General features: G+C 54.4%; 20 protein-coding genes. 18 read left to right on the top strand and 2 right to left on the bottom strand.

Annotated elements, in window-relative coordinates:
• The 14 genes from ccoS to AC2FNE_RS17015 all read left to right on the top strand — a co-directional run bounded on the left by ccoS (position 1) and on the right by AC2FNE_RS17015 (position 17,057).
• Positions 1-159 (top strand): cbb3-type cytochrome oxidase assembly protein CcoS, encoded by a 159-nt coding sequence (gene ccoS / locus AC2FNE_RS17080; protein WP_170603358.1) that lies wholly within the window; start codon positions 1-3, stop codon positions 157-159.
• Between the two features lie 79 nt (positions 160-238).
• Positions 239-436, top strand: a complete 198-nt coding sequence (gene secE, locus AC2FNE_RS17075; RefSeq protein WP_170460241.1) for a preprotein translocase subunit SecE — start codon at positions 239-241, stop codon at positions 434-436.
• Between the two features lie 201 nt (positions 437-637).
• Positions 638-1,171, top strand: a complete 534-nt coding sequence (gene nusG / locus AC2FNE_RS17070; protein WP_170479666.1) for a transcription termination/antitermination protein NusG — start codon at positions 638-640, stop codon at positions 1,169-1,171.
• A 91-nt stretch (positions 1,172-1,262) separates the two neighbouring features.
• Positions 1,263-2,456, top strand: coding sequence for a glycosyltransferase family 4 protein (locus AC2FNE_RS17065; protein WP_496805865.1), 1,194 nt, complete (start codon positions 1,263-1,265; stop codon positions 2,454-2,456).
• 176 nt (positions 2,457-2,632) lie between these two features.
• A complete protein-coding gene (gene rplK / locus AC2FNE_RS17060; protein WP_010440985.1) occupies positions 2,633-3,082 on the top strand; it encodes a 50S ribosomal protein L11 in 450 nt (149 codons plus the stop codon).
• Position 3,083: 1 nt separating this feature from the next.
• Positions 3,084-3,782 (top strand): 50S ribosomal protein L1, encoded by a 699-nt coding sequence (rplA, locus tag AC2FNE_RS17055; RefSeq protein WP_170479074.1) that lies wholly within the window; start codon positions 3,084-3,086, stop codon positions 3,780-3,782.
• Between the two features lie 237 nt (positions 3,783-4,019).
• Positions 4,020-5,192 (top strand): glycosyltransferase, encoded by a 1,173-nt coding sequence (locus AC2FNE_RS17050; RefSeq protein ID WP_496805864.1) that lies wholly within the window; start codon positions 4,020-4,022, stop codon positions 5,190-5,192.
• A 379-nt stretch (positions 5,193-5,571) separates the two neighbouring features.
• Entirely contained in the window at positions 5,572-6,090 is a 519-nt protein-coding gene (gene rplJ, locus AC2FNE_RS17045) for a 50S ribosomal protein L10 (protein ID WP_170479071.1), read from the top strand.
• Between the two features lie 80 nt (positions 6,091-6,170).
• A complete protein-coding gene (gene rplL / locus AC2FNE_RS17040; protein ID WP_093964343.1) occupies positions 6,171-6,548 on the top strand; it encodes a 50S ribosomal protein L7/L12 in 378 nt (125 codons plus the stop codon).
• A gap of 249 nt (positions 6,549-6,797) precedes the next feature.
• Positions 6,798-10,934 (top strand): DNA-directed RNA polymerase subunit beta, encoded by a 4,137-nt coding sequence (gene rpoB, locus AC2FNE_RS17035; RefSeq protein WP_170603362.1) that lies wholly within the window; start codon positions 6,798-6,800, stop codon positions 10,932-10,934.
• A 50-nt stretch (positions 10,935-10,984) separates the two neighbouring features.
• Positions 10,985-15,226 (top strand): DNA-directed RNA polymerase subunit beta', encoded by a 4,242-nt coding sequence (gene rpoC, locus AC2FNE_RS17030; protein ID WP_170603364.1) that lies wholly within the window; start codon positions 10,985-10,987, stop codon positions 15,224-15,226.
• A gap of 274 nt (positions 15,227-15,500) precedes the next feature.
• Positions 15,501-15,722 (top strand): NAD(P)H-dependent oxidoreductase, encoded by a 222-nt coding sequence (locus AC2FNE_RS17025; RefSeq protein ID WP_496805863.1) that lies wholly within the window; start codon positions 15,501-15,503, stop codon positions 15,720-15,722.
• Between the two features lie 4 nt (positions 15,723-15,726).
• On the top strand, positions 15,727-16,107 hold the full coding sequence (locus AC2FNE_RS17020; protein WP_496805862.1) for an NAD(P)H-dependent oxidoreductase: 381 nt from the start codon (positions 15,727-15,729) through the stop codon (positions 16,105-16,107).
• A gap of 80 nt (positions 16,108-16,187) precedes the next feature.
• Positions 16,188-17,057: a DMT family transporter gene (locus tag AC2FNE_RS17015; RefSeq protein WP_496805861.1), complete on the top strand. Its 870-nt coding sequence runs from the start codon at positions 16,188-16,190 to the stop codon at positions 17,055-17,057.
• Here AC2FNE_RS17015 and AC2FNE_RS17010 read toward each other — a convergent pair.
• Positions 17,054-17,260 carry a glycosyltransferase gene (locus tag AC2FNE_RS17010; RefSeq protein ID WP_367648125.1) on the bottom strand — a complete coding sequence of 69 codons (207 nt, stop codon included), beginning with the start codon at positions 17,258-17,260 and terminating at the stop codon, positions 17,054-17,056. The genes AC2FNE_RS17015 and AC2FNE_RS17010 overlap by 4 nt on opposite strands.
• Positions 17,261-17,272: 12 nt before the next feature.
• A complete protein-coding gene (locus AC2FNE_RS17005) occupies positions 17,273-17,443 on the bottom strand; it encodes a glycosyltransferase (protein ID WP_170603372.1) in 171 nt (56 codons plus the stop codon).
• A gap of 329 nt (positions 17,444-17,772) precedes the next feature.
• On the opposite strand from AC2FNE_RS17005, the gene rpsL reads away from it, so the two are divergent.
• From rpsL to AC2FNE_RS16985, 4 genes are all read left to right on the top strand, one after another.
• Positions 17,773-18,144: a 30S ribosomal protein S12 gene (gene rpsL, locus AC2FNE_RS17000; RefSeq protein ID WP_005621086.1), complete on the top strand. Its 372-nt coding sequence runs from the start codon at positions 17,773-17,775 to the stop codon at positions 18,142-18,144.
• Positions 18,145-18,159: 15 nt separating this feature from the next.
• Entirely contained in the window at positions 18,160-18,630 is a 471-nt protein-coding gene (gene rpsG / locus AC2FNE_RS16995) for a 30S ribosomal protein S7 (protein WP_010441203.1), read from the top strand.
• Between the two features lie 18 nt (positions 18,631-18,648).
• A complete protein-coding gene (gene fusA / locus AC2FNE_RS16990; protein WP_170479057.1) occupies positions 18,649-20,766 on the top strand; it encodes an elongation factor G in 2,118 nt (705 codons plus the stop codon).
• A 59-nt stretch (positions 20,767-20,825) separates the two neighbouring features.
• Positions 20,826-20,936 (top strand): GTP-binding protein (locus AC2FNE_RS16985; RefSeq protein ID WP_496773987.1); only part of this gene is annotated, 111 nt, incomplete at its 3' end.

Raw genomic sequence — 20,936 nt, 5'->3', positions numbered from 1 at the left:
ATGGAAGTCCTGGCCTATCTGATCCCTATTTCCCTGTTTCTGGGCGGTATTGGTCTGGTTGCTTTCCTATACACAGTCCGGTCTAATCAATACGAAGACCCAGAAGGCGATGCGCGCCGGATTCTCAACAATGATTGGGATGACCGCCCTAAGCCATAGCTAGCAACCCTACAGCCCTTGAAATTGCCGCATTGCCCAGTTATGTCCGACCCATCCTTTAGTAGAGAGTAAAAGGCTGATGGCCACTACAAACCCAATACAGTTCATTCAGCAGGTCCGTGCCGAAGTTTCCAAAGTCGTTTGGCCGACACGGCGCGAGGTGCTGTTGACCACGGTAATGGTCTTCATAATGGCGGCTTTGACGGCCGTATTCTTTGCGTTGGTCGATCTGGGTATCCGCGGTGGCCTGCAGCTGGTTCTTGGCGCCTTCAGCTAAGACGGGTCGGGTTGAAACCAATCGCTACTGCCCCCTTGCACAGAGCGTCGTGTCAGAGTAGTTGACGCGGAACTATTCGGAATGGGCGTGCGGCGATTCGGGCTGTGCGCCGCTTTTTATTCCGGAGACGGTGATATAATTTCAATGATGGGCATGTCCAAGAATTAGGATATGCCGAAGGCAAACAAGGGCGACAGGTTCATGGCGAAACGGTGGTACTCGGTCAGCGTTCTTTCGAATTTCGAAAAGAAGATCGCAGAGCAAATCCGTACTTCCGTCGCAGAGCATGGCCTTGAAGAGGACATAGACGAGGTTCTAGTTCCCACCGAAGAAGTGATCGAAGTTCGCAGGGGCAAAAAAGTCACGACGGAACGCCGCTTTATGCCAGGCTACGTGTTGGTTCACATGGAAATGTCTGATCAGGGTTATCACCTGATTAACTCGATAAACCGTGTCACTGGATTCCTTGGGCCGCAAGGCCGCCCAATGCCTATGCGAGATGCCGAGGTTAACCAAATCCTCAACCGCGTTCAGGAAGGCGAAGAAGCGCCAAAGTTGATGATTACCTTCGAAGTTGGCGAGAAGGTGAAGGTCAACGATGGCCCTTTCGAAGATTTCGACGGCATGGTCGAAGGTGTCGACGACGAGAATCAGAAATTGAAAGTCTCTGTTTCGATCTTTGGCCGGGAAACGCCGGTGGAACTGGATTTCACTCAGGTCACGAAACAATCCTAGGTTTGTTTGTTCGCCGGGAGTGATCGCGCTTGGCAAAGCGCGACCCGGGACATAAGCTGCGCGGAGTATTTAGTGTACCCGCGCGGTTTTTATGAAAATTGTGGTGATTTCGACCAATGCTGGAACGGATATGGGAGGAGAGGCGATAAAAGCCTTTCAGTTCTTTCGGTTCCTTCTTGAAAACGACTACGACGCATATCTTCTGACACATGAAAGATGTAAAGCCTCGCTTGAGGGACACTTTGCTGATGACCGAGTGATTTTCGTCCGGGATTCTGCATTAATGGTTCTGTGCTGGCGCAGTCGAATTTTGGGCTCTTTAGTCGACACCCTGTTTCATCTTGAAATCAAGAAGATTTGCCGAGATTTCGACCCAACCATAACGATTTTGCATTACCTCTGCCCGATCTCACCTACGACGCAACGTTTTCCGCCCGCGGGGTATCGTCACGTTGTCGGGCCGCTCTCGGGTAATATTTTCTTTCCCTCCGGGTTCAGTGATCGTCAGAGTAAAGGAGAGCGTGTTCAGCAACGTTTTTACAAACCAATCCAGAACTTTTTAGGGTCGACGTTGGGAATAATGAAGAAGGCCGATAAACTGCTGGTATCGGGAGGCGAACGTACCCGCAGAGCTCTTGGATGGGCAGGTTGCGATCGGGGGAAAATGATCTCAGTCGCAGATGCCGGGATCTCGGAAGAAATATTGTCCGCGCCGCCAATTACTCATGAAGGTTGGAATGGCGAGTTTGTCTGGATCGGACGGATGGTGAACTACAAGGGAGCGGACCTTGCAATTCGAGCTGTTGCCGTGTCCGAACAGCCTGTCAAATTGACGATTTACGGTGAAGGTTCCGAAGGCGCCAAATTGGTGGAACTGGCTGAAAGCCTGGGAATCGCAGATCGCGTGACTTTTCCCGGCTGGTTGGATCATTCCAGTTATGTGAAGGACATGTCTCGATTTCGCGGGTTTATTTTTCCAACTCTGGCAGAAGCGAACGGTATTGTTATGCAAGAGGCGATGGGTCTTGGATTGCCGGTTGTCACACTTCGATGGGGTGGGCCGGTACAGTTGGCTACGGATGAAGAGGCTATATTTGTTGAGGCAAGTGACCCGGATACTGTGGTCCGCGGCGTCGCACGCGCGATGGATCAACTCTCCTCTGACGCTAGTTTCGCGCAAAAAATTTCTCAGAAGGCACGCTCTCGCGCTTTGCGGGACTACGCTTGGCCGACTGTCGCTTCGTCTTGGATGTCTGCTTACGAAGGTCTTCTGAACACTGATTGAGAAGACAAGGCTTGATATCAGAGAAGTTTCGATATAACCCGCATCGTCGTTTGCGAATCCAATCGATAAGCGGATAATAAAGCGTGGGAGGCGCGCGCAACGCGATGTGCAAACCGGACCACACAACTTAAAACCCCAAAGACGCGTTTGCGGGGTGTTGGAAAAGGAGAAACCAGATGGCTAAGAAGCTTGCTGGTACAATGAAGCTGCAGGTTCCTGCAGGTCAGGCGAACCCATCGCCACCAGTTGGTCCGGCGTTGGGTCAGCGCGGTATCAACATTATGGAATTCTGTAAGGCGTTCAATGCCAAGACCGCTGATATGGAGCCGGGTGCACCTTGCCCGACTGTGATTACCTACTATCAGGACAAGTCCTTCACCATGGACATCAAGACGCCGCCCGCGTCTTACTACCTGAAAAAAGCGGCTGGACTGAAGCCGGTGGGTAAGCGCAATCGCCCACGCGGTGCAGAAAACCCCGGTCGCGAAACGGTGGCGACAGTTACCTCTAAGCAGGTACGCGAAATCGCAGAAGCCAAAATGAAAGATCTGAATGCCAATGACGTCGAAGGCGCAATGCAGATCATCCTGGGCTCGGCCCGCTCTATGGGCATAGAGGTGAAGTAAGATGGCAAAACTTGGCAAACGTACGCGCGCAGCGCGCGAAGCTATCGCCGGCAAGGAAAACCTGTCGGTTGAAGAAGCTGTTTCACTGGTCAAGGGTAACGCGACTTCTAAGTTCGACGAAACCATCGAGATAGCGCTGAACCTGGGTGTCGACACGCGTCACGCGGATCAAATGGTTCGTGGCGTTGTCGGCCTGCCTAACGGGACCGGTAAGGCAATGCGCGTCGCTGTATTTGCACGTGGACCCAAAGCCGACGAAGCAAAGGAAGCTGGCGCAGATATCGTGGGTGCAGAGGATCTGATGGAGACCATTCAGGGCGGCACCATTGAATTTGACCGCTGCATTGCAACCCCTGACATGATGCCAATCGTTGGCCGTTTGGGTAAAGTCTTGGGTCCACGTAACCTTATGCCGAACCCCAAAGTTGGCACTGTGACCATGGACGTAAAAGCGGCTGTAGAGGCGGCTAAAGGCGGCGAAGTTCAATTCAAGGCGGAAAAAGGCGGCGTTGTGCACGCTGGCGTTGGCAAAGCGTCGTTCGACGAAGCCAAGCTGGTTGAAAACGTCCGCGCCTTTATCTCGGCTGTTGCGAAGGCCAAGCCGTCGGGAGCCAAAGGCACATATATGAAGAAAATCGCGCTTAGCTCGACAATGGGCCCTGGCGTGACACTGGATGTGGCAGCCGCGTCGGGCGAATAAGCTCTGCGCATAAAATTTGAGTTTTGGTCCCGGATGGTGAAAGCCAACCGGGATTTTTCTTGCATAAAATTTATCGAAAGTTACCCTCGTCTAGTGTGTTTTTAACTGTGAAGATAGACGTACCCTGAACCTTTTCTCAGTCGAAAAAAATGTTTGAGATAGTTAAGACGTGATTGGTCAGGGCAATGTCCGTTTTCACAAATGGGTGTTAGGTTCGCAATTATGCCGGAACTTCGAATGCTGATGCTTACGCCGGCGCCCGTGGTTGAGACAAGTCACGGCTATGAACTGGATTCGAAGTTTCTGGAAGGCATGAAGCTTCAAAGCAGTATGTGGCCCGGTTCATTTGATTGCCTAATGAGAGAAGGCGCGACAGAAATCCCGTTCGGGGCGCGTCCGTATCAACCAGAAACAGCGGGTTTCCAACTGCACCTCATATCTGAGCACGAAGAGGTAAGACCGGAACATTTGAGCGGCTATGATTTGATTTTCTGCAGCGCTGATGACAAGAGAAATTTTAGTGTTCCTGATCTAGCCCGCTCTGTCGGAGCCAAAGTAGCAACGACACTGGAGTATAACCTCAATACGCGACTGCGGATTGCTTTTCTCGACCAAGACCGCAACGCTATTCGAAGGATATATACCGCGGCAAAACTGGTGCTGCAGGAGTTTCGGAGGCGAAAATTCCTTGGGAAAATGGATGCCATTCAGGCGAACGGGTATCCAGCTTTTGAAGTATGCAAGAAGTTCGATCCGAACACACTTTTGTTCCTCGACAATCGTATGACCGCAGACCTTTATGCGACACCCGAGGAAATGCAACATAGGCGCAACAGGTTGTTGGCAGGTGACCCCTTGCAATTGGTCTACACGGGGCGATTGGAAAAGATGAAGGGTGCCCACGACTTAGTTCCACTGGCGTTGGAACTACGGTCATTGGGCGTACCTTTCATGTTGAAGATCTTCGGCACTGGCAGCTTGGAGGGTCAAATCGACAATGACATCGCGCAAAATAATCTTTCAGAAAATGTTCAACGCCTGGAACCATTGGACTTTAGTTCAGAGTTGGTTCCGTATCTCAGATCAAATTGTGACATCTATGTATGCTGTCACCGGCAATCAGACCCGTCATGCACGTATATCGAGAACATGGGATGTGGGCTTTCGGTGGTCGGCTATGGAAATGAAATGTGGTCGGACCTGCAAAAGGACTCTCGGGCCGGATGGGTCTCACCGATAGGTCAGGTAAAAAAGCTGGCTGCAGTCATCGCTCAAATTGAAAAGTCCAGATCAGATATTGCGCACAGATGCGAGCTTGCGGCAGCATTTTCCAAGCAGAACAGTTTTGAAGCGCTGAGCCGGGCCCGGATGCAACATCTTGAAGACTTAGCCCGCAGCGATACCAATTGATTGCCTGCTGCAAAGAAAATTGAGTTTTAGATTTCTTGGCACTGGGTTGGGCAAACAGCGACGGATACAAAGCGTCGTTCTTTCTAGCCGCAGAAAGCCCGAATTTACCCCTTGGAAACCTCGCCTAAGTGGCCTAAGTAGAGCTGCGGAATAAAGCGTGCGATTCGTCGTGCGCTTTATTTCGTTTCGTCCAAGACGGTGGGTGGGCCCGACCGGTCCCTTAATTTCCTGCCTGAGACGGGTAAGACCAAAGATTTCTGAGGGTCCTGACCCTTGGGCGCATTTTGGCTAATCCCGTAACAACGGACCTGAACGCCGGAGCTTTGGCTGTGGCAAATATGAGCCGGGGTGAAATATCGCCCCTAACTTGGAGAGAACTGTGGATAGAGCCCAGAAAGAGAAAGTGGTCGAGGAACTCGGCCAGATCTTTGAAAGCTCTGGCGTCGTAGTGGTTTCGCATTACGCCGGTCTGACAGTTGCTGAGATGCAGGACCTTCGCGCGCGTGCTCGTGAAGCGGGTGGTTCTGTGCGTGTTGCCAAGAACAGGCTCGCCAAAATCGCCCTTGAGGGTAAGCCTTGTGAAAGCATGGCCGACCTGCTGACAGGGATGACCGTTCTGACCTATTCCGAGGACCCGGTGGCAGCAGCCAAGGTGGCCGAGGACTACGCCAAGGAGAACCAGAAGTTCGAAATCCTTGGCGGTGCAATGGGCGAGAACGCTCTGGACCGTGCTGGTGTTACAGCAGTTTCGAAAATGCCGTCTCGTGAAGAGCTTATTGCTTCGATCGTTGGCTGCATTGGCGCACCTGCCTCGAACATTGCCGGCGCGATTGGCGCACCTGCAAGCAATATCGCAAGCATCCTTTCCACCATCGAAGAGAAGGCGGAAGCTGCGTAAGCGGTTGGCACTGAATGATCTGCGTAGGGTGAATACCCAGACGTTGGAACACATGATTGTAAACGGAAAGAGCTGATACAATGGCTGATCTGAAGAAACTGGCAGAAGAGATCGTTGGTCTGACCCTGCTGGAAGCACAAGAACTGAAAACAATCCTTAAGGACGAGTACGGCATTGAGCCCGCAGCTGGCGGCGCTGTAATGGTCGCAGGCGCAGCTGGCGATGCCGGCGGTGCAGCCGAGGAAGAAAAGACCGAATTCGACGTCGTTCTGAAGAACGCTGGCGCTTCGAAAATCAATGTCATCAAAGAAGTTCGCGGCATCACAGGCCTGGGCCTGAAAGAAGCCAAAGAACTGGTCGAAGCTGGCGGCAAGATCAAAGAAGGCGTGGACAAGGCAGAAGCAGAAGAGATCAAAGGCAAGCTGGAAGCAGCTGGCGCCGAGGTCGAACTGGCCTAAGTCAGTCCATTGGCGCATTAATGATGCGTCGAAATTTGGCTGGGCTCGAAGAAATTCGGGTCCAGCCGAACCTGTCTTAGAAAGGGCCTCAATCTCTGAGGAGTTTTCTAAGATACGGTTCGCGGATCGGGAGGCCGCCACTCGGGACGGTGGCCATGAATTGATCCGGACGTGTCGTCTCGAATGTGCAAGGCGCCGGGGCCCGACGGTGTCTTTGCCCGCTGAGAACATCGAAAGGTGACATCTGACATGGCTCAAACGTTCCTTGGCCAGAAACGTCTTCGTAAATATTACGGCAAAATCCGCGAAGTTTTGGAAATGCCAAACCTCATTGAGGTCCAGAAATCTTCTTATGACCTATTCCTTAGATCCGGCGATGCCGAACAGCCCACTGATGGCGAAGGAATCAAAGGTGTTTTCCAGTCGGTTTTCCCGATCAAAGACTTCAACGAAACCTCTGTTTTGGAGTTCGTGAAATACGATCTGGAAAAACCCAAATACGATGTCGAAGAGTGCATGCAGCGCGACATGACTTACAGCGCGCCGCTCAAAGTCACCCTGCGACTAATCGTGTTCGATGTCGACGAGGATACTGGCGCCAAATCTGTGAAGGACATCAAGGAACAGGACGTGTTCATGGGTGACATGCCTTTGATGACGCCAAACGGGACGTTCATCGTGAACGGTACCGAACGCGTTATCGTGTCGCAGATGCATCGTTCGCCGGGTGTGTTCTTCGACCATGACAAGGGAAAAACTCACTCTTCGGGTAAATTGTTGTTTGCATGCCGCATCATCCCGTATCGCGGCAGTTGGCTGGACTTTGAGTTCGACGCCAAGGACATCGTGTTCGCCCGTATCGACCGTCGCCGCAAGCTGCCTGTCACAACACTGCTGTACGCATTGGGACTGGATCAGGAAGCGATCATGGATGCGTATTACGAGACGGTCTCGTACAAGCTGGACAAAAAGAAGGGGTGGGTTGCACCCTTCTTCCCCGAACGTGTGCGAGGCACCCGCCCATCCTATGATTTGGTTGATGCCAAATCTGGCGAAGTGATCGCCGAAGCGGGCAAGAAAGTTACTCCGCGCGCCGTCAAAAAGTTGATAGACGAGGGCAGTGTTACAGAACTCCTCGTTCCGTTTGATCATATCGTTGGCAAATTCGTCGCCAAGGACATTATCAACGAAGAAACCGGTGCTATCTATGTTGAAGCCGGTGACGAGCTGACACTGGAATACGATAAAGATGGCGAACTGATCGGAGGAACGGCGAAGGACCTGATCGACGCCGGCATCACCGATATTCCGGTTCTGGACATCGACAACGTCAATGTCGGCCCCTACATGCGCAACACTATGGCCCAGGACAAAAACATGAACCGCGAGAGCGCGCTCATGGATATTTATCGTGTCATGCGTCCGGGTGAGCCGCCCACCGTCGAAGCGGCTTCGGCACTGTTTGATACTCTGTTTTTCGACAGCGAGCGTTATGATCTGTCGGCCGTTGGTCGTGTGAAAATGAACATGCGCCTGGCGCTCGATAAGCCGGACACGCAGAGAACACTGGACCGCGAAGACATTGTGGCCTGTATCAAAGCTCTGGTTGAGCTTCGTGACGGCAAGGGCGATGTGGACGATATCGACCATCTGGGTAACCGTCGCGTTCGTTCGGTCGGCGAACTTATGGAGAACCAGTACCGTGTTGGTCTGCTACGCATGGAACGTGCGATCAAAGAGCGTATGTCTTCGGTCGAGATCGACACCGTGATGCCGCAAGACCTGATCAACGCGAAGCCAGCTGCTGCCGCTGTTCGCGAATTCTTCGGGTCGTCGCAGTTGTCGCAGTTCATGGATCAGACCAACCCGCTGTCGGAAGTCACCCACAAACGCCGCTTGTCGGCGCTTGGCCCCGGTGGCCTGACACGTGAGCGCGCTGGTTTCGAGGTGCGCGACGTGCACCCGACTCACTATGGCCGGATGTGCCCGATTGAAACGCCGGAAGGTCCGAACATCGGTTTGATCAACTCGCTGGCTACATTTGCCCGCGTGAACAAGTATGGCTTCATCGAAACACCTTATCGTGTCGTTAAAGATGCCGAGGTGACCGATGAGGTTCACTACATGTCCGCGACCGAGGAAATGCGCCACACGGTGGCGCAGGCGAACGCAACGCTGGATGCTGATGGCAAGTTCATCAACGATCTGGTGTCGACCCGTCAGGCCGGTGACTACACTCTTGCCCCGCGTGAGAATGTGGACCTGATCGACGTGTCACCGAAGCAGTTGGTATCAGTCGCTGCATCGCTGATCCCGTTCCTTGAAAACGATGACGCCAACCGTGCTCTGATGGGTTCGAACATGCAACGTCAGGCAGTTCCCTTGTTACGGGCTGAGGCGCCGCTGGTCGGTACCGGGATCGAAGGTAAGGTTGCGATCGACTCGGGCGCTGCGATTCAGGCGAAACGCGCCGGTATCATCGACCAGGTCGATGCCCAGCGTATCGTTATCCGTGCCACCGAGGATTTGGAATTGGGTGACGCGGGCGTTGACATCTATCGCTTGCGTAAGTTCCAGCGCTCGAACCAGAACACCTGCATTAACCAGCGTCCGCTGATAAAGGTGGGTGACACCGTCCAAAAGGGCGAGGTCATCGCCGATGGTCCATCGACCGATATGGGTGAACTGGCCCTTGGCAAGAACGTGGTCGTCGCGTTCATGCCGTGGAACGGTTACAATTATGAAGACTCGATACTGATTTCCGAACGTATCGCGCGTGACGACGTCTTTACGTCGGTACATATCGAGGAATTCGAAGTTGCTGCTCGGGACACGAAACTGGGCCCTGAAGAGATCACTCGCGACATTCCGAACGTTGGTGAAGAAGCGCTGCGTAACCTCGACGAGGCTGGCATCGTTTACATCGGTGCGGATGTTGAGCCGGGCGATATTCTGGTCGGCAAGATCACTCCGAAGGGCGAAAGCCCGATGACCCCGGAAGAAAAGCTTTTGCGCGCCATATTTGGTGAAAAGGCATCTGACGTCCGCGATACCTCGCTGCGCGTGAAGCCCGGCGATTATGGCACTGTGGTGGAAGTCCGCGTTTTCAACCGTCATGGCGTCGAGAAAGACGAGCGTGCACTGCAGATCGAGCGTGAGGAAGTCGAACGTCTCGCCCGTGACAGGGACGACGAGCTGGCGATCCTTGATCGCAATATCTATGCCCGTTTGAAAGGTCTGATCCTTGGCAAAACCGCTGTAAAAGGCCCGAAAGGCGTTAAGCCGACTTCGGTAATCACCGAGGACCTGCTGGAAATGCTGACCCGAGGACAGTGGTGGCAGTTGGCACTGGAAGACGAGAAGGATGCGCAGGTCGTAGAAGCTCTGAACGAGCAGTACGAAGTGCAGAAACGTGCTCTGGACGCCCGTTTTGAGGACAAGGTCGAAAAGGTTCGCCGTGGCGACGACTTGCCGCCAGGTGTGATGAAGATGGTCAAAGTCTTCATCGCGGTGAAGCGTAAGCTGCAACCGGGCGACAAGATGGCCGGTCGTCACGGGAACAAAGGTGTGATCTCCAAGGTTGTTCCGATGGAAGACATGCCGTTCCTAGCCGATGGTACCCCGGTCGACTTCTGTCTGAACCCGCTAGGTGTGCCTTCGCGGATGAACGTTGGCCAAATCCTGGAAACCCATATGGGTTGGGCTGCGCGTGGTCTTGGCCTGAACATCGACGATGCCTTGGGTGAATACCGCCGCTCCGGCGACCTGACCCCCGTTCGCGAAGCGATGAAGCTGGCTTACGGCGAGGATGTCTATGACGAAGGCATCACCGGTCTGGACGAGGAAGATCTGGTCGAGGCCGCTGGCAACGTAACCCGCGGTGTTCCGATTGCGACCCCGGTCTTTGACGGCGCCAAGGAAGCAGACGTTAACGACGCTCTGGTCCGCGCTGGTTTCTCGGAAAGTGGTCAGTCGATATTGTTCGACGGTCGCACCGGTGAGCAATTTGCAAGGCCGGTCACCGTAGGCATCAAATACCTTCTGAAACTGCACCACTTGGTGGACGACAAGATCCACGCGCGTTCGACCGGGCCGTACAGCCTGGTGACCCAGCAGCCGCTGGGTGGTAAGGCGCAGTTCGGTGGACAGCGCTTTGGTGAGATGGAGGTCTGGGCTCTGGAAGCTTACGGCGCCGCCTACACCCTGCAAGAAATGTTGACCGTTAAATCGGATGACGTTGCAGGCCGGACCAAGGTCTATGAGTCGATCGTCAAAGGCGAGGATAACTTTGAAGCGGGCGTACCGGAATCGTTCAACGTTCTGGTGAAAGAAGTCCGTGGCCTCGGCCTGAATATGGAACTCCTGGATGCGGAGGTTGAGGAGTGAGGGCGCTGCCCTTTCTCCCGTCCCCCCTTCCGCAAGATTTGAGGTAACAAATGAACCAGGAAATCACCAACAACCCGTTCAACCCGCTGACGCCCCCGAAGGTCTTCGACGAGATCAAGGTCTCTCTGGCGTCGCCCGAGCGGATCCTGTCTTGGTCTTATGGCGAGATCAAGAAACCCGAAACCATCAACTACCGTACGTTCAAGCCCGAACGCGACGGTCTGTTCTGCGCGCGTATCTTTGGCCCAATCAAAGATTACGAATGTCTGTGCGGCAAATATAAGCGGATGAAGTATCGCGGCGTTGTCTGCGAGAAATGCGGTGTGGAAGTCACCCTGCAGAAAGTCCGCCGCGAACGTATGGGCCACATCGAACTGGCCGCGCCCGTTGCACACATCTGGTTCCTGAAATCGCTGCCGTCCCGCATCGGCCTGATGCTGGACATGACGCTGCGCGATCTGGAACGCGTTCTGTACTTTGAAAACTACGTCGTCATCGAGCCCGGTCTGACCGACCTTACCTATGGCCAGATGCTGACCGAAGAAGAGTACATGGATGCGCAGGATGCCTATGGCATGGACGCGTTCACCGCCAATATCGGTGCCGAAGCTATCCGTGAGATGCTGGCCCAGATCGATCTGGAAGCCGAAGCCGAGCAGCTGCGCGCTGATCTGGCCGAAGCAACCGGCGAACTGAAGCCCAAGAAGATCATCAAGCGTCTGAAGGTTGTTGAATCCTTCCTCGAGTCGGGCAACCGGCCCGAGTGGATGGTTATGACCGTGATCCCGGTCATTCCGCCGGAACTGCGTCCGCTGGTTCCGCTGGATGGTGGCCGTTTTGCGACGTCGGATCTGAACGATCTGTATCGCCGCGTCATCAACCGGAACAACCGTCTGAAGCGTCTGATCGAGCTGCGCGCACCTGACATCATCGTCCGCAATGAAAAGCGGATGTTGCAGGAATCCGTTGACGCGCTGTTTGACAACGGTCGCCGCGGCCGCGTCATCACCGGTGCGAACAAGCGTCCGCTGAAATCGCTCAGCGACATGCTGAAAGGTAAGCAAGGCCGCTTCCGTCAGAACCTTTTGGGTAAGCGCGTCGACTTCTCGGGCCGTTCGGTCATTGTGACCGGTCCGGAACTCAAGCTGCACCAATGTGGTCTGCCCAAGAAGATGGCGTTGGAGCTGTTCAAGCCGTTTATCTACTCGCGCCTTGAAGCCAAGGGTCTGTCTTCAACTGTGAAACAGGCGAAGAAACTGGTCGAGAAAGAGCGTCCCGAAGTGTGGGATATCCTCGACGAGGTGATCCGCGAACACCCTGTCATGCTGAACCGTGCGCCAACACTGCACCGTCTTGGCATTCAGGCGTTCGAGCCGGTCCTGATCGAAGGTAAGGCGATCCAGCTGCACCCGCTGGTCTGTTCGGCCTTTAACGCCGACTTTGACGGCGACCAGATGGCGGTTCACGTCCCGCTGAGCCTTGAGGCACAGCTGGAAGCGCGTGTTCTGATGATGTCGACGAACAACGTTCTGTCCCCTGCAAACGGCGCGCCGATCATCGTTCCGTCGCAGGATATGATCCTAGGTCTGTACTACGTGACCTTGGAACGCGAAGGCATGCCGGGCGAAGGTAAGGTCTTTGGTTCGATCGAGGAAGTTCAGCACGCGCTGGACGCGGGTGAGGTGCATCTGCACTCGAAAATCACCGCGCGGATCACGCAGATCGACGACGAAGGTAACGAAGTTCAAAAGCGTTACGAGACCACTCCGGGCCGTCTGCGTCTGGGTGCGTTGCTGCCGATGAACAACAAGGCGCCGTTCGAACTGGTCAACCGCCTGCTGCGGAAGAAAGAAGTTCAGCAAGTCATTGATACTGTCTACCGTTACTGCGGTCAGAAAGAGTCGGTTATTTTCTGCGACCAGATCATGTCGATGGGCTTCAAAGAAGCGTTCAAGGCGGGCATCTCGTTCGGTAAAGACGACATGGTTATCCCCAATGACAAGTGGGGCATCGTAGATGACACTCGCGATCAGGTGAAAGACTTTGAACAGCAGTACATGGATGGCCTGATCACCCAGGGCGAAAAGTATAACAAGGTCGTCGATGCGTGGTCAAAGTGTAACGACCGTGTCACCGAAGCGATGATGAGCACAATCTCGGACGTCGCTAAAGACGACTCCGGGGCAGATATGGAGCCGAACTCGGTCTACATGATGGCCCACTCAGGCGCGCGTGGCTCGGTTACGCAGATGAAGCAGTTGGGCGGTATGCGTGGTTTGATGGCCAAGCCGAACGGCGACATCATCGAAACGCCTATTATCTCAAACTTCAAGGAAGGTCTTACCGTTCTTGAATACTTCAACTCGACCCACGGTGCCCGTAAGGGTCTGTCGGATACCGCTCTGAAGACGGCGAACTCGGGTTACCTGACGCGTCGTTTGGTGGACGTTGCGCAAGACTGCATTGTTCGCGAAATCGACTGTGGTACAGAGCGTGCGATCACGGCAGAAGCAGCAGTTAACGACGGTGAAGTTGTTGCCTCGTTGGCCGAACGTGTGCTGGGTCGTGTGGCTGCAGATGACATCCTGCGTCCGGGCACGGATGAGGTGATCGTGGCCGCAGGACAGTTGATCGACGAGCGTATGGCGGACGCTATTGATGAAGCTGGCGTTCAGTCGACCCGTATTCGTTCGCCTTTGACCTGCGAGTCCGAGGAAGGCGTTTGTGCCACCTGCTACGGCCGTGACCTGGCTCGCGGTACTATGGTGAACACCGGTGAGGCTGTTGGCATCATTGCCGCCCAGTCCATCGGTGAACCGGGTACGCAGCTGACCATGCGGACATTCCACATCGGTGGCGTTGCGCAGGGTGGTCAGCAGTCTTTCCAAGAAGCAAACCAGGAAGGCATCATCGCGTTCGAGAACCCGCAGATTCTGGTAAATGCCGCAGGCGAAAGCCTGGTCATGGGCCGGAACATGAAGGTTGTTATCAACGACGAACATGGCGAAGAGCGTGCCAGCTTCAAGCTGGGTTACGGTTCTAAACTGTTCGTCAAAGAAGGCGCCAAGGTTGCGCGTGGCGACAAGCTGTTCGAATGGGATCCGTACACCCTGCCGATCATTGCCGAGAAAGCCGGTACCGCGAAATACGTCGACCTTGTTTCAGGCCTTGCTGTCCGGGATGAAACGGACGAAGCGACTGGTATGACCCAGAAGATCGTGATCGACTGGCGTGCGGCCCCCAAAGGCAGCGACCTCAAGCCTGAGATCATTCTGGTCGGCGAAGATGGTGAGCCGGTCCGCAACGATGCGGGTAACCCAGTGCACTATCCAATGTCGGTGGATGCGATCTTATCAGTCGAAGACGGTCAAAAGATCGAGGCCGGTGATGTTGTCGCGCGTATCCCGCGTGAGGGGGCCAAGACCAAAGATATCACCGGTGGTCTGCCGCGTGTGGCCGAACTGTTCGAAGCTCGCCGTCCTAAAGATCACGCGATCATCGCTGAAGCTGATGGTTACGTGCGCTTTGGTCGCGACTACAAGAACAAGCGCCGCATTAGCATCGAGCCGGCGGACGAGTCGATGGAAACGATCGAGTATATGGTGCCCAAGGGCAAACATATCCCGGTCGCGGAAGGCGACTTTATCCAGAAGGGTGAATACCTGATGGACGGTAACCCGGCTCCGCACGACATCCTGTCTATCATGGGCGTCGAAGCACTGGCGGATTACATGATCGACGAGGTGCAGGACGTCTATCGTCTGCAGGGCGTGAAGATCAACGACAAGCACATCGAGGTCATCGTGCGCCAGATGCTGCAGAAGTGGGAGATCCTGGATTCAGGCGACACCACCCTGCTGAAAGGCGAACATGTCGACAAGCAGGAGTTCGACGCTGCCAACGAGAAGACCCTCGCGCGCGGTGGTCGTCCGGCACAGGGCGAGCCGATCCTCTTGGGGATTACCAAAGCCTCGCTGCAGACGCGTTCGTTCATCTCGGCGGCATCCTTCCAGGAAACCACTCGTGTGCTGACCGAGGCCTCGGTTCAGGGCAAGAAAGACAAGCTGGTTGGCCTGAAGGAAAACGTCATCGTTGGTCGCCTGATACCAGCAGGTACTGGTGGAGCGACCCAGGCCGTGCGTCAAGTTGCTCAGTCACGCGATAACGTCGTGATCGAGGCACGCCGGGAGGAGGCTGAAGCCGCAGCTGCACTTGCTGCACCGATTATGGACGACGATCTGGTTGGTGGCGAACTGGATGTTCTGGTGGAAACGCCCGAAAGCCGCGAGTAAGGCTAAGCAAAACAAAAATCTGAAAAGGCCCTGCGGTTTCGCGGGGCCTTTTACGTTTGGGTTATGTAAAACTAGTCGGTGCCATCACAATCAGGGTTTTGATCGAACGAAGAGAACGAATCTTCTTAATCTGAAGGTACCTAGAGCTTTGATAGTGTCGCACAGCGAACCGGACAGGACTGCGTTGTCCTGATTTCGTCAAAGTACGCGCTACCGGCGGCTTTCGAAATCCGGCGATTGCTCGTGAAACAAACAAAAAGCTTAGAGCCGACCAATGCTCGTTTTGACAATTCTGGATCACCCCAACCCTGCTTCATTCAGTGCGGCTGTCGCCCGAAATTTTATGGACGGAGCCATTTTGGCGGGTCATACGGTTGAGCTGGCGGATTTGCACGCCGAAGGTTTCGACCCACGCTGGTCCATGGCCGAGATTGAGGCGAACAACCAAGAACAATCCTTGCCTGATATCGTCGCGGAACAAGCAAGGATCGCCTGAGCGGATGCGATTTGCATGGTATTTCCTTTGTTCTGGTTGGGGTATGCCTTCGATGATCAAAGGCTGGGTCGATCGGGTTTGGAGTTGGGGATGGGCCTATGATCAGCTACACGACCCCGAGCTGTCACTTCAACGGCCACGGTCCGGGTTGCTTTTAGTCCCGGCAGGTGCGCGTTCCGACGAAATAGTACGCAAAGGGTATCTGGCTGCTCTGGAAACTGTTTGGATGAAGGAGACGTTTGGCTATTTTGGTTTCTCTCCTAGCAGACTGGAACTGCTTTGTGGCGCTACAGGTTCTAAGAAACGGCGACAGGAAATTTTAGAGAGAAGCCATCAGATTGGCTACACCCTTCCGCCGCCGCGCCATGTGAGCCAAACAGATTAGGCGGGGTCATGACATGAGTTGACATTGTATTCACGGACGGGGCCTATGCGATGACTCGACTGTGAACGGGCTTTTAAGAAATGACACCAAACGCCAGAGGCGCTTTGCTGATGATGGGCAGCATGGCAGCTTTCACTGTAAACGACACGCTTGTGAAATCGGCGGGGCAGGATATTCCTTTGTTCCAGTTGATAGCGATGCGAGGTGCAGTCGCCACTATCCTAGTCTACCTGTTGGCGCGGAATTTGGGTGCCCTGCATCTAAATTTTTCGCGTCACGACAAATGGCTTGTCGCTTGTCGCTGTTTGTCAGAATTGCTTGCTACTTTCTTTTTCTTGACGGCTCTGATGCATATGCCGCTGGCTAATGTCACTGCCGTACTGCAGGTACTGCCGCTGACCGTTACGTTAGGGGCTGCGGTGTTTTTTGGTGAGACCGTTGGCTGGCGACGTATCCTAGCCATTTGTCTGGGTTTTGCGGGAATGTTGCTTATTGTGCGGCCCGGTCCCGAAGGATTTAGCATATATTCCATTTATGCTTTGCTTGCGGTCGCTTCCGTCACGGTTCGCGATTTGGTCACCCGAAGAATGTCTCCCGAAGTGCCTACGATGATAGTTACGCTTGCAACGTCTCTGGTAATCACTCTGACTGCAGCAGGGGTTTCAGCATTCGAAGGCTGGGTGCCAGTTTCTCGAACGGCGGGTGTCATGGTCGGCTCGGCTGCTGTGTTCGTTCTTATGGGATATTTGTTCAGTGTTATGGTAATGCGCGTGGGAGAAGTTGGTTTTATCGCCCCATTTCGATATTCAAGCCTTCTGTGGGCTTTGGGCCTCGGCTGGATCGTTTTTGGCGACTGGCCAGACAGTGTCACCTTAATCGGCGCTGCATTGGTGGTAGGGGCGGGGCTTTTCACTTTGTTCCGGCAAAGAGCGGTTCAGACATCAGACTAAGCCTGTTCTAAAACGCCAATATCGATGGCAAAACGCTTTGCGAAGGTGGTCCGGTGATTGTTGGCTCGCGTCTCTAACTCCTGTCTTTCCCGGCACGCGTTTTTTGAATTGTTGGAACCGTTCAGGGTGCGTAACCACATAGGCCCATCGGGGTAACTAACGACAGGCATTAACCGACTCATATTTTGATGGGCAAAATTCATGACTGTCAGCTCTCAACCACCGCCCACTATTACAAGGTCGAAGACATTGATAGTTTGTGCGCGCAAACTGGGTAAAGTAACTCTTCCAAACAGCCGAAACCGCTTGTTCAATCGGTCAGGGTTATAAAGGTAGAGCAGCCGGGTCTCAGTTGAATCGTGTTCTGGGGGATATGCTGAGATCATGCCGATGCAACGTAAACCCGGCAACTGCCAGACGGCATGATTTGTCTTACAAACGACCGCTTGCTTAGGTGCTGTTGACACTTAGGCCGACTCCCCCTATACGCCCGTCATCTCGGAACCGGGGGCCGCCCCGCAACCGATTTCAGTAATGAACTGGTCAAGGCCCGAACAATTTTGCAGTTCGCGCCCTCTGATAATCAACCGCGACGTTCACCTCGGAATGGGAACGCTCGCGGGTTTTGCGCTTGTGGACGCATAAGTGCAGCAAGTTTAACCGCACGCAACGCGCGTGCATGTCATGTGTGTTGCAAAACGGGGAAGAAACCGGAATGCCAACTATTCAACAGCTGATCCGCAAACCGCGGCAGCCAAAAGTAAAACGCTCGAAGTCTATGCATCTGGAGCAGTGCCCGCAAAAACGCGGCGTTTGCACCCGTGTGTATACAACTACACCGAAGAAGCCGAACTCGGCTATGCGTAAAGTTGCCAAGGTGCGCCTGACCAACGGATTCGAGGTCATCTCTTACATCCCTGGTGAAAGCCACAACCTGCAGGAACACTCGGTTGTTCTGATCCGTGGCGGCCGTGTAAAAGACCTTCCCGGTGTGCGTTACCACATCCTGCGCGGTGTTCTGGATACCCAGGGCGTCAAAGACCGTAAACAGCGTCGTTCGAAATACGGCGCGAAGCGTCCCAAGTAAGAAGGAGAGGCCGAGATGTCCCGTCGTCACGCCGCCGAAAAACGCGAAGTCCTGCCTGACGCCAAATTTGGCGACAAGGTCCTGACAAAATTCATGAACAACCTGATGATCGACGGCAAGAAGTCGGTCGCAGAGCGCATCGTTTACAACGCGTTTGACCGCGTTGAGAACAAGGTAAAGCGCGCTCCTGTCGAAGTGTTCCACGAAGCACTCGACAACATCAAGCCGTCGGTCGAGGTTCGCTCGCGCCGGGTTGGTGGTGCAACCTATCAGGTTCCGGTCGAAGTGCGCCCCGAGCGCCGCGAAGCACTGGCCATCCGCTGGCTGATCACTGCTGCGCGTGGCCGTAACGAAAACACGATGGAAGAACGCCTCGCCGGTGAACTGCTGGACGCTGTACAGTCCCGTGGTACAGCCGTGAAGAAGCGCGAAGACACCCACAAGATGGCTGAGGCGAACAAAGCCTTCAGTCACTATCGTTGGTAATCCTAGAGGCTCAGACCAATGGCACGCGAATATCCGCTCGAACTATACCGTAACTTCGGTATCATGGCGCACATCGATGCAGGCAAAACCACCTGCTCGGAGCGTATCCTGTATTACACTGGCAAATCCCACAACATCGGTGAGGTGCACGATGGTGCAGCCACCATGGACTGGATGGAGCAGGAGCAGGAACGCGGCATAACCATCACTTCGGCTGCGACAACCACCTTTTGGGAACGCACCGAGGACGGTCAGACCGCCGATACCCCTAAGCACCGCCTGAACATCATCGACACCCCCGGCCACGTTGACTTCACCATCGAAGTTGAACGCTCGCTGGCGGTTCTCGACGGTGCAGTCTGTGTTCTGGACGCAAACGCTGGTGTGGAACCACAAACCGAAACCGTGTGGCGTCAGGCTGACCGCTACAAAGTTCCGCGTATGGTTTTCGTCAACAAGATGGACAAGATCGGCGCTGACTTCTTCAACTGCGTCAACATGATTGAAGACCGCACTGGCGCGCGCGCTGTTCCAGTTGGTATTCCGATTGGCGCCGAGTCTGAGCTGGAAGGCCTGATCGACCTGGTCACCATGGAAGAGTGGCTGTGGCAGGGCGAAGATCTAGGCGCAAGCTGGGTCAAAGCTCCGATTCGCGACAGCCTGAAAGACATGGCTGAAGAATGGCGTGGCAAGATGATCGAAGCGGCCGTCGAAATGGATGACGACGCGATGATGGAGTATCTGGAAGGCAATGAGCCGGATATTCCGACACTGCGCGCGCTACTGCGCAAAGGTACGCTGGAAATTGCATTTGTTCCTGTATTGGGCGGCTCGGCGTTCAAGAACAAAGGTGTTCAGCCGCTGCTTAACGCTGTTATCGACTATCTGCCCAGCCCGCTGGACGTTGTCGATTACATGGGCTTCAAGCCTGGCGACGAGGACGAAGTTCGTGACATCGCACGTCGCGCCGACGACAACATGGCTTTCTCAGGTCTGGCGTTCAAAATCATGAACGACCCGTTTGTCGGTTCGCTGACATTCACCCGCATCTATTCGGGTGTCATGAACAAAGGCGACTCAATCCTGAACTCGACCAAAGGTAAGAAAGAGCGCATCGGCCGTATGATGATGATGCACTCCAACAACCGGGAAGAGATCGAGGAAGCGTTTGCAGGCGATATCATCGCATTGGCAGGTCTGAAAGACACTACCACCGGTGATACTTTGTGCGACGCCAAGGATCCGGTGGTTCTGGAAACCATGACCTTCCCCGATCCGGTGATCGAGATTGCGGTCGAACCCAAAACCAAGGGCGACCAGGAAAAGATGTCTCAGGGTCTGGCCCGTCTGGCCGCCGAAGATCCGTCCTTCCGTGTGGAAACCGACCTGGAATCGGGTCAGACCATCATGAAGGGTATGGGCGAACTTCACCTGGACATCCTGGTTGACCGTCTCAAGCGCGAGTTCAAGGTTGAAGCGAACATTGGTGCACCACAGGTGGCCTATCGTGAAACCATCTCGATGCCGGTTGAACACACCTATACCCACAAGAAACAGTCGGGTGGTTCGGGTCAGTTCGCGGAAGTCAAGCTGGAGATCCAGCCGACGGAGCCAGGCGAAGGGTACTCGTTCGAAAGCCGTATCGTCGGCGGTGCTGTTCCGAAGGAATACATCCCGGGCGTCGAAAAAGGCATCCAGTCGGTTATGGACAGCGGCCCGTTGGCCGGCTTCCCTGTTATCGACTTCAAAGTTGCGCTTTTGGACGGTAAGTTCCACGACGTTGACTCAAGTGTTCTGGCGTTCGAGATTGCGGGCCGTATGTGCATGCGTGAAGGTATGCGCAAAGCCGGCGCGAAATTGTTGGAACCGATCATGAAGGTCGAAGTGATTACCCCGGAAGAATATACCGGTGGCATCATTGGTGATCTGACATCGCGTCGGGGACAGGTATCTGGTCAAGAGCCCCGCGGGAATGCCATCGCTATTGATGCTTTTGTTCCGCTGGCCAACATGTTCGGCTACATCAACACTTTGCGTTCGATGTCTTCGGGCCGTGCCCAGTTCACCATGCAGTTCGACCACTATGATCCTGTTCCGCAGAACATCTCGGACGAGATTCAGGCGAAATACGCATAGCGAAAATTTGAGGGAGCTCGCGCCGCGGGCTCCCTTCATTACCGAAAAAGGAGGCCATCATGGCAAAGGAAAAGTTTGAGCGTACGAAACCGCATGTCAACATTGGCACGGTTGGTCACGTTGACCACGGCAAGACGACGCTGACGGCAGCGATCACGAAGTATTTTGGT

The organism is Ruegeria sp. YKSD179 (assembly GCF_059612885.1).
Note: the sequence above shows the minus strand (reverse complement) of the source record. Positions and strands in the feature narration are given on the sequence as shown.

Coding starts and splice junctions, on each gene's coding strand:
- AC2FNE_RS17050 (WP_496805864.1), top strand. CDS start 4,020: ATGCTGATGCTTACGCCGGCGCCCGTGGTTGAGACAAGTCACGGCTAT.
- AC2FNE_RS17065 (WP_496805865.1), top strand. CDS start 1,263: ATGAAAATTGTGGTGATTTCGACCAATGCTGGAACGGATATGGGAGGA.
- rplA (WP_170479074.1), top strand. CDS start 3,084: ATGGCAAAACTTGGCAAACGTACGCGCGCAGCGCGCGAAGCTATCGCC.
- rpsG (WP_010441203.1), top strand. CDS start 18,160: ATGTCCCGTCGTCACGCCGCCGAAAAACGCGAAGTCCTGCCTGACGCC.
- secE (WP_170460241.1), top strand. CDS start 239: ATGGCCACTACAAACCCAATACAGTTCATTCAGCAGGTCCGTGCCGAA.
- AC2FNE_RS17015 (WP_496805861.1), top strand. CDS start 16,188: ATGACACCAAACGCCAGAGGCGCTTTGCTGATGATGGGCAGCATGGCA.
- ccoS (WP_170603358.1), top strand. CDS start 1: ATGGAAGTCCTGGCCTATCTGATCCCTATTTCCCTGTTTCTGGGCGGT.
- rplK (WP_010440985.1), top strand. CDS start 2,633: ATGGCTAAGAAGCTTGCTGGTACAATGAAGCTGCAGGTTCCTGCAGGT.
- nusG (WP_170479666.1), top strand. CDS start 638: ATGGCGAAACGGTGGTACTCGGTCAGCGTTCTTTCGAATTTCGAAAAG.
- AC2FNE_RS17025 (WP_496805863.1), top strand. CDS start 15,501: ATGCTCGTTTTGACAATTCTGGATCACCCCAACCCTGCTTCATTCAGT.
- rpoC (WP_170603364.1), top strand. CDS start 10,985: ATGAACCAGGAAATCACCAACAACCCGTTCAACCCGCTGACGCCCCCG.
- rpoB (WP_170603362.1), top strand. CDS start 6,798: ATGGCTCAAACGTTCCTTGGCCAGAAACGTCTTCGTAAATATTACGGC.
- rpsL (WP_005621086.1), top strand. CDS start 17,773: ATGCCAACTATTCAACAGCTGATCCGCAAACCGCGGCAGCCAAAAGTA.
- AC2FNE_RS17020 (WP_496805862.1), top strand. CDS start 15,727: ATGCGATTTGCATGGTATTTCCTTTGTTCTGGTTGGGGTATGCCTTCG.
- fusA (WP_170479057.1), top strand. CDS start 18,649: ATGGCACGCGAATATCCGCTCGAACTATACCGTAACTTCGGTATCATG.
- rplL (WP_093964343.1), top strand. CDS start 6,171: ATGGCTGATCTGAAGAAACTGGCAGAAGAGATCGTTGGTCTGACCCTG.
- AC2FNE_RS17010 (WP_367648125.1), bottom strand. CDS start 17,260: ATGAATTTTGCCCATCAAAATATGAGTCGGTTAATGCCTGTCGTTAGT.
- AC2FNE_RS17005 (WP_170603372.1), bottom strand. CDS start 17,443: ATGATCTCAGCATATCCCCCAGAACACGATTCAACTGAGACCCGGCTG.